Raw genomic sequence first — 7,570 nt, forward strand, 5'->3', positions numbered from 1 at the left:
GGATGGCTCTTGAGCTTGCGCAGTTCTTCCAAAATAACTGCCCGCTGCCGGGTCATTCGTGTTTGTGTTTGAGCCATGCCAGCCTCCAGTGTTGCTAAAAATTACTGTTATCGCGGATTACTGTCAAGCCCAAACTCAACCAAAAGACTAAGACTTTTGCCTGGCGAAAAACAGTGCGCAATGGCTATCGGAAATATGGTTCCCATGCAGAAAAAAAGGCCTTTCGGCGGCTCCAGTTCAGCTAGAACGCGTGCTCCCGCGGGCGCATAAAAAACATACCATCGCAGTGCGGGTAAATAAATAACTTTCAGAAAAGCGTCAAGGCGTAAGCCCAAATTGCATCGGTCCGCAGGGGTGTGATTACCTAGCCGTTTCTTTCAGCACAGGGACTCGGCAGGATGAATGCTCCACAGCCGCGCACGCCGCACCCCACAGGCCGCTGTTGCCATCGGTGATGAGATAAATGGGAACAGAGGCCGCAATGCCGCCGATATCGGGCACCAGACCAAGCTCTTGCAGAAAGGCCGGATGCGTCAGGCACAGGGGATTTTTGGCGGCGATGCCGCCAGCAATCCACAATCCGCCACGGCAGAGCGTGGTCAGTATCCACTGACGACAAAAACGGCCCCAAAATCTGGCATACCACAACAGCGTGGGCGTTTCGCGCGACAAGGCCTCAGCGCCCACGGCAGGGGGATAAAAAAACTGGCCGGAAAGATAGTAGTGCAGCACGGAGAGGCCCTCGCCGGAAAGCACATTTTCCGCTGTGGGATAATCGCGTCCCAGCTCGCGCGCTAAAAAGGCCTGATAGGCCTGCTCTTCCGGCCCCACAAATGCAAAGGCCGTATGTCCGGCTTCCGATGGCACAGCCAGCCAGCTTCCGGCAGCATCAGGCCCGCCCGAGAGCACCAGCATGGCAGCGCCAAGGCCAGTGCCAGCGCCAAGCACGGCCCGGGTCTCTCTGGATTCGTCAATGGACCGTGTGCTGCGGCGCACAACTGCGGACGTTGCGCCGCAGGGCGTCAGCGTTGCAAAGGCCTGCGCGCTGAAATCGTTGAGCAGCAGGCAGCAGGCCAGATTGTACTGTTGCGCTACGCCATCAAGGTCTACACGCAACTGTCCGTTTGTGAGTTTGCCGCGCAGGCCCTTCACAGGCCCGGCAAGGGCAATGACGAGCGAATCACCCGCAGAAAATGGAGATTGCAAAAGCTGCTGCATGGCTTGCAGCACATCCTGGGCATTACCCAGATCAGCCGATTTTGCCCACACCGCAGCCATCAGCGTGAGGTTGCCCTCATACTCTGTGAACAGGGCAAATCTTGCGTTGGTTCCACCTATATCTGCTGCGAAAATGCGTTGCATGTACGGCTGAAAACTCCGGCTGCTGGTCTAGGTGACATCCCGCTGGTTATCAATTTTGCGCACTATGCCCGTAGTGCTGCAACCGTCTACCAGACGGGCAAGATAGACCCTGCCGCCCCCCTGCTGCACCACATCGGCCCCGACCACATTGTCGATGGTATAGTCGCTGCCTTTCACGAGCACATCGGGCCGCAGGGCCGAGACGAGTTCAAACGGGGTATCTTCGTCAAAAAGCACAATAGCGTCCACATCTGACAGAGCAGCCAGCAGCAAGGCGCGGCTGTTTTCGTTCTGGATGGGACGGGTCGGCCCCTTAAGGCGGCGCACAGAGGCATCGCTGTTGAGCCCCACAATCAGGTGGTCGCCCTGAGCGGCGCTCTGCCGGATAAGGGAAATGTGACCAGGATGCAGCAGATCAAAACAACCGTTGGTAAAAACCACAGTTTCGTTTTTTCTGCGCCATTCTTCAATTTTTTCAACAAGATTCTGAACGCTGAAAAGCTTGGGATTGTCGGCCTGTTCACGCAGCGCCTCGTTCAGCTCTGCAATAGATACGGGTGCTGTGCCCATTTTACCTACGGCGACCCCTGCCGCCGCATTGGCAAGGTGCATGCTTTCGGCCCAGGGCAAGCCTTTGCCCACGCATGCTGCCAGAGTGGCGATGGCGGTATCGCCTGCGCCGGAAACATCCGCCACTTCGCGCACGGCGGCGCGGCAGTAAACAGGTGCTTCGTCAGGAGTGAACAGGGCCATGCCCTTTGGCCCCCGCGTTATGAGCAGACGCTCAATGCCGTAGCGGGAGCACAGCTCCCCGGCAAGGGTTTCGCGCCGGGGTCTGCTGAGCGTTACGCCAGCGTCCAGCCCGCAGGCTGCGTCAAACTCCCCGGCATTGGGGGTAACGCAGTGCGCTCCGGCGTAGCGCCGCCAGTCGCTGCCTTTGGGATCAACCAGCACGGCGATGCCAAGGCGGCGGGCTTCTTCAATGATTATCTGGCACAAATTGCAGCCGCTGGCCGATTCAAGCAGCACGCCCTTGGCGTAGTCAGAGAGAATAACCGCGTGCCGTCCAGGCAACAGGGAAAGGATCTTATTTTTCAGAGCTTCGGCTTCATCGGCACCAAGAGGGGCGCTTACTTCCTCGTCAAGGCGCAGCAATTGCTGCCCCTGCGCAAGAACGCGCGTCTTGCAGGTGGTGCGGCGGCTGGGCGAAACGGCCAGCCCGTCTGCAATCCCTTCAGCCGCGAGCGCCGCGCGCAGATCGCTGGCTGCGGCATCCTGCCCCACTACGCCAGCTACTGCCACATCAACGCCAAGGCGCACAAGGTTGCGCGCCACGTTGGCAGCACCGCCCGGCACAGACCAGCGTTTTGCCGCAGACACCACAGGCACCGGGGCCTCGGGAGAAATCCTTTTGACCTGGCCTGCAATGTAATGGTCAAGCATCACATCGCCCACAACCAGTATGCGTACTCCGTCAAAATTCATGACGCTCTCCCGGCGTGGTTCAGGCCTTGCCGCAGGCTTTTTTGATCAGCTCGGTCAGGCGGGCTTCAGTACGGTCTGTATCCACAAGGGTAACTACCGACTTGCGGGCGGCCTCGCCAAGGCGCTTGCGTTCCTCGGGGCGGGAGGCAAGGGCTTCCAGAACGTCCGCCAGCGCGCCCACATTGTCTTGCGGCACAAGGCGTCCATTGCCGCCGTCCGTAATGGCTTCCGCATGGCCCGGCAGATCGCTGGCAACAACTGCAAGGCCAAAGGCCAGGGCTTCCACCAGCGCCGAAGGCACACCGTCGGCCTCCCCGCCGGTGGTCTTGCGGCCAGGAGCCACAAAAACATCCGCCCGGTTGTACATATCCGCCATGTTTTCATGGGGAATCTGCCCGGCAAACTGCACCGAACCACGAAGTCCAAGCCGCCAGACAAGCCAGCGCAAGCGCAGCTTTTCCGGCCCCTGGCCCACAAAGGTCAGCGAAAAATTCACATTTCTGTCGGCCAGCAGGCGGCATGCCCGAAGCAGCAGATCGTATCCCTTGCGGCGCGCAATGGTGCCCACAGCCAGCAGGTTGAAATCCGCAGCCTTATCCGCGTCATTGGCGGCATCGCCCCCGGCGGGAACGGGCATCTGCTCTTCCATATCCTCCGGCGGCGTGAGCGTAAGGGGATCGCGCAACACAAGCAGTTTGTCTTTCAGCTCGGGCAGCAATTGCAGCATGGCATCGCGCGTGGCTTCTGTATCGCAACGCACAAATTCTGCATCCGCACCCTTGGCGGCCCAGTTGAGGCCGGGCTCAGTCATATCCTGAGCGCGCACGGCGAAAGCATACGGCACATGCAGAAGGCGCGAGGCAACCCAGCTGGCCGTTGCCGGGCCGTGGGCTCCTGCTGCGTAGAAAAATTCGATCTTTTCTTCCTGGCCCCAACGCGCCAGCATGGCCCCGGCGCAAAATGCGCGCAGGTGATCCCACCAGCGGCTGCCCCATCGGCCCCGCCCCGGCAGTTTGCGCCAAAGCGTCCACAACTGAGAGGAAGAACCGCGCATGAGCCGGAGCATACCCAGGCAGGCCGCAAGCACACGCAGCGCGCCAATGCGCCGCACAGCCAGCGGCAGGGCGTAGCCCTCGGGATTGCCCAGAAATCCGTTATCGCGGATGGCGTAAATACGGGTAAGCAGGCCCGCCGCGTGCATGCGATGAGCCTCATCCATCAGGCACTGACCAGAGGCCTCGGGAAAGCTCTCGGCAACCATGGCGCCGCGCACCACAGGGGCAACCCCCTGGAGCAGATTGTGCGAAATGGTGTCGGGCATTTGCGGCAGGTTGCGCTGGCGGCAGTGCAGAATGCCGTCTTCAAGGGTATAGATGCTGTCGCAGAATTCGGCCATCTTGGGATCATGCGTAACCATGACCATGGAAACGCCGCCCGTATGGCAAAGCGAACGGAAATTATCCATGATAAGGCGGCTGGTTTTAGCGTCCAGCGCGCCCGTGGGTTCGTCAGCCAGCAGGATGCGCGGATTGTTCACCATGGCGCGGGCAATGGCCACGCGCTGCTGCTCGCCGCCCGAAAGGCGGTTGCTGCGGTAGTGCACACGCGCAGAAAGGCGCACAAGTTCAAGGGCGCGGATAACCCGCTCCCAGCGTTCTTCCGGCGGAATCTTCTCAAATATCAGGGGAAATTCAACATTTTCAAACACGGTCGAGTGGTCAAAAAGGTTGCTCGACTGCATGACAAAGCCCATGGTGCCACGGCGGAAACTGGCAGTCTGCTCACGGTCAAGCGTCAGCACATCCTTGCCAAGAATTTGCAAAGAGCCGGAATCGGGCGCGTGCAGCATGCCCAGCACGTGCAACATGGTGGATTTGCCGCAGCCCGAAGGCCCCATGATGGCCACCATCTCGCCGGGAACAACTTCAAAATTCACGCCGCGCAGCACCGGTGTAAAACCGGCGTAGCATTTGTATAAATCTTTGGCGACTATAACGGGTGCCATGATCCACCTTGTGCATGTGCGGCAGAGCCGCAAGAACGCGGGCCAACCCGCGCATTGTGTACTATTCGAATCGCAGAGCGGTTACCACGTCCATGCGGCTTGCCTGCATGGCAGGGAACAGACCGCCCGCTATGCCAATGACGGCAGAAAAAACGATGCTTCCCAAGCTGCTGAAGAACAGCAAAGAATACGAAACGCCCGTTCCAAGCGATAAGGAACCGATCTCAACCAGCGCGCAGCCAATGACAATGCCAAATATGCCGCCAGCAACCGATTTGCACAGAGCCTCGGCCAGGAACTGCGCCAGGATGTCTATATCCGAGCCGCCCATGGCCTTTTTAAGGCCCACTTCGCGCGTTCTGGCCCGAACTGCGGCAAATGTGCCATACCAGATGCCGAAACCGCCCAACATGAGCGATGCGGCAATACCAAGCCACAGCAGAGCCTCAACCCACATGAAGGTGGTCTTGATGCGTTTGAGCTGATCTTCCTGCGTCTGCACCACGATATAGGGGGCGGACTGATGCTCGCGCACTATCTGAGGAATGATTTTGACAAGCGGCGGCACGTCTTCCCAGCCAATGGCGCGTATAAAGAGCCTGCGCACCTTGCCCCGGCCCCAGTTGCGGTCGGCCATGGTGGTATAGGGCAAAAAGCCGCCCTGGCTCCAGCTGCCGAGCATGACGCCGCTGACAACGCCCACCACTTCAAAAACATCCTGCTCTAGAAAGAGCAGCTTGCCGACGGCTTCTTCCGAACCGCCAAATAAATTTCTGGCCGCATCCCTGCCGAGCAGGCATACACGCCTGTGTGTGTCCACATCTTCCTGATTGAGCAGCCGCCCGGCCACCAGATCAATGGAATAAACCTCGGCGAAATACTGGTCGATGCCTATAAAATCCACATTCAGCGTGCGTTCGCCGGTGCCGCGTATGGGGAAAATTTTATTGTCGCGCAGGTTTCTGCTCACCAAGCTGACGCCGGGCAACTGGGAGAGAGCCTCCACAGTTTCAGGGTAAAACTCGCGATCGGGCTGGCCGGGGTACTGGGCGTCATCCATGTATACCTGGATGACGTTGACGCCACCCATGAGCACCATATCCTGCCCCACCTTGTACCGGATTTCGCGGCCAAGTACCGCCAGGACGATAAACGCCGTGATGCCCAGGGCGATGGAAAGCATCACCCCGAAGCCGCGCTGGCGCACAACCTGTCTGAGGCTGACGCGAATAAGGTCTGACATTGCAATCATGGCGCAATCACTACTCTGACAAAAAACGATAGAAAAAGCCGTGGCTTATGCCGCGCACATGCGCAACGCCATTGCCGCATCCTGCTGTCGGGCTGCATACAGATATATTGCATGCAGCCCGTGACAAAAGGGCAAAAGATAGTACACGCCACCAAGGGTGTATGTCAAAGCCTCTATTTTCATACCCTGTCACGGACCGCATGCGCAAAAGAGAAAGGCGCTGTCAAACCACGCCTCCGTCAGGAGTGGTTTCAAATTGCTACTTTGTTCCCTGGCTGCGTTCAGAGCGCAGCACTACCCCGCCCTTGCCAACTTCATAACGTGTGCCGTGCCAGACAATATCCCACGACTTTATGCTCTGCCAGTAAACAGAGGTGAACATGCGCACGGCGTCCGCAAAGGCCATGCACCAGCGCCACAGCGGCACGGGCTTGGCAAGCAGGCCACGCCACAGATGCAGCGCGCTCACCATCGCCGCCAGCCAGAACAGACCAAGCAACACGCCGGCGCCGCTGCCCACGTTCACAATCCAGCCCAGAAAGGCCAAGGCCGCGCACACCATGGGCAGGGCCATCATAACACACATCAGGCCCAGCAGCTTCCACTGCCCGGGCATGCAAAACTTGAGAAAGAGCACCTGCCTGTCCATCCAGGCCCGCCAGACGGGCGTGGAGTGATTAACGGCATCGGTGTGCAGCAAAGCGCCGGGGCAGAGGCGCACCTTGGCGCCGCGCACCTGAAGCAGGGCCGTGAGCGAGCAGTCGTCCACCACATTTTCAAGCCACAACTGCGCCACGCCGTATTTTACGTAGGCCGCGCGGGTCATGGCCATAGCGCCGCCCCACAACTGGGTAAAGGCAGACATGGCTTGCAGGTAGCGCATAAGCATGACGCACAGCGTATAGGCCAGCGTTACGGGCTGGTCGTCGCGAGGTTCCACCACATGGTAACCGGTGCTGAACGAAGCCTCGCCCCTGGCCATGGGCGCTGCCAGATGCCGCAGAAAATCAGGTTCCGCCATGTGAGTGCTGTCGCAGAACACATAGACGTCCACTTCATCGCCCAAAGCGGCAATACCCTGAAGGCTATTGTGATTTTTTTGCCCGCACCCCGTGGCCGTGCCTGCCACCACATGGCGCAGAGCGGGAAATTCCTGTTTGAGTCTGCCCACAAGCTCGGCGGCGGGTTCATTTTCTTCCGCAGTAACGAGCACAGAAACAAACCGGGGGTAATCCTGAGTCAAAAGACTGCGCAATGCGCCTTCCATACGCGGATCACGCCCGGCCACGGGCACTATCATGCCCACCGAGGGCCATTTGTCTTCAGGTATGGCGCGGTTGGCCTCGGCTTCTTCCTCAATACGGCGGGGCATGCTTTCGCCCCTGCGGGCCAGAATATACAACAGAGCGCATTGGGAGGTGGCCAGCAAAAACCATATCCAGAACATAGGCACTCCTTCATGTTAT

Annotated in this window: 5 protein-coding genes; all 5 read right to left on the bottom strand. The window is 59.1% G+C overall.

Annotation, left to right across the window (positions count from 1 at the left end):
* Positions 1 to 360 precede the first annotated feature (360 nt).
* Positions 361 to 1,362 (bottom strand): glucokinase, encoded by a 1,002-nt coding sequence (locus VEZ52_RS12535; protein WP_324837116.1) that lies wholly within the window; start codon positions 1,360 to 1,362, stop codon positions 361 to 363.
* Positions 1,363 to 1,389: 27 nt separating this feature from the next.
* Complete coding sequence (gene rfaE1 / locus VEZ52_RS12540) at positions 1,390 to 2,847, bottom strand: D-glycero-beta-D-manno-heptose-7-phosphate kinase (RefSeq protein ID WP_324837117.1); 1,458 nt, start codon at positions 2,845 to 2,847, stop codon at positions 1,390 to 1,392.
* Positions 2,848 to 2,866: 19 nt separating this feature from the next.
* Positions 2,867 to 4,852, bottom strand: coding sequence for a glycosyltransferase (locus tag VEZ52_RS12545; RefSeq protein ID WP_324837118.1), 1,986 nt, complete (start codon positions 4,850 to 4,852; stop codon positions 2,867 to 2,869).
* 61 nt (positions 4,853 to 4,913) lie between these two features.
* On the bottom strand, positions 4,914 to 6,095 hold the full coding sequence (locus VEZ52_RS12550) for an ABC transporter permease (RefSeq protein ID WP_324837119.1): 1,182 nt from the start codon (positions 6,093 to 6,095) through the stop codon (positions 4,914 to 4,916).
* 268 nt (positions 6,096 to 6,363) lie between these two features.
* Positions 6,364 to 7,551 (bottom strand): glycosyltransferase family 2 protein, encoded by a 1,188-nt coding sequence (locus VEZ52_RS12555; RefSeq protein ID WP_324837120.1) that lies wholly within the window; start codon positions 7,549 to 7,551, stop codon positions 6,364 to 6,366.
* Positions 7,552 to 7,570 lie beyond the last annotated feature (19 nt).

Origin of the sequence: Desulfovibrio sp., assembly GCF_035644575.1 — a bacterium.
In the GTDB taxonomy this organism is placed as follows: Bacteria; Desulfobacterota; Desulfovibrionia; order Desulfovibrionales; family Desulfovibrionaceae; genus Desulfovibrio.